Here is a 594-nt window from a genome sequence, read left to right on the forward strand (position 1 = left end):
GCCGAACGGGCCGTCGGGATCGGTGCGGGAGGCCTGGAACCAGGGGTGCTGGTCTGAGGTGTGGTTCATCACCAGATCGGCGATCACACGAATGCCCCGCGCATGGGCTTCTTCGATGAGTTCCACGAAATCGCCCAGCTCACCGAAGTCAGGCAGGATTTTCGTGTACTCGGCGATGTCGTAGCCGCCGTCCTTGAGCGGGGACTGGTAGATGGGCAGCAGCCACAGGCAGTCCACGCCGAGCCATTGCAGGTGGTCCAGCCTGGAGATCAGCCCGCGCAGGTCCCCGTAGCCGTCGTTGTTGGAATCGGCGAAGCCCCGGACCGACACCTCGTAGAACACCGCCGTCTTGAACCAGTGCGGGTCGCGCGGCGTCTCCGGGTCGAACGCGTCCGGCAAGGGGCCGGAGGACGCCGGAATGGCGTCCGGCGGGATCTCGCTGAGGGGTTCGTCCCTGGGAATCGGGCCAGGAGGGGATTCCGGCGCGTCGGCCGGCGACTGGGGTTCGAGGGGTCCGCTCAACTCTCACTGCTCCCGAACGTCAGGACGTGTGCGGGTCGGACTTGGGGATCGAGGTGGACGTAGTTCGATCCG

General features: G+C 66.3%; 1 protein-coding gene. It reads right to left on the minus strand.

What is annotated here, in order from left to right:
* On the minus strand, positions 1-435 hold a 435-nt coding region (locus tag K4S16_RS00035; protein WP_375708314.1), incomplete at its 3' end, for an alpha-amylase family glycosyl hydrolase.
* Positions 436-594 lie beyond the last annotated feature (159 nt).

The organism is Actinomadura sp. K4S16 (genome assembly GCF_008327685.1).
Lineage (GTDB): Bacteria > Actinomycetota > Actinomycetes > Streptosporangiales > Streptosporangiaceae > Spirillospora.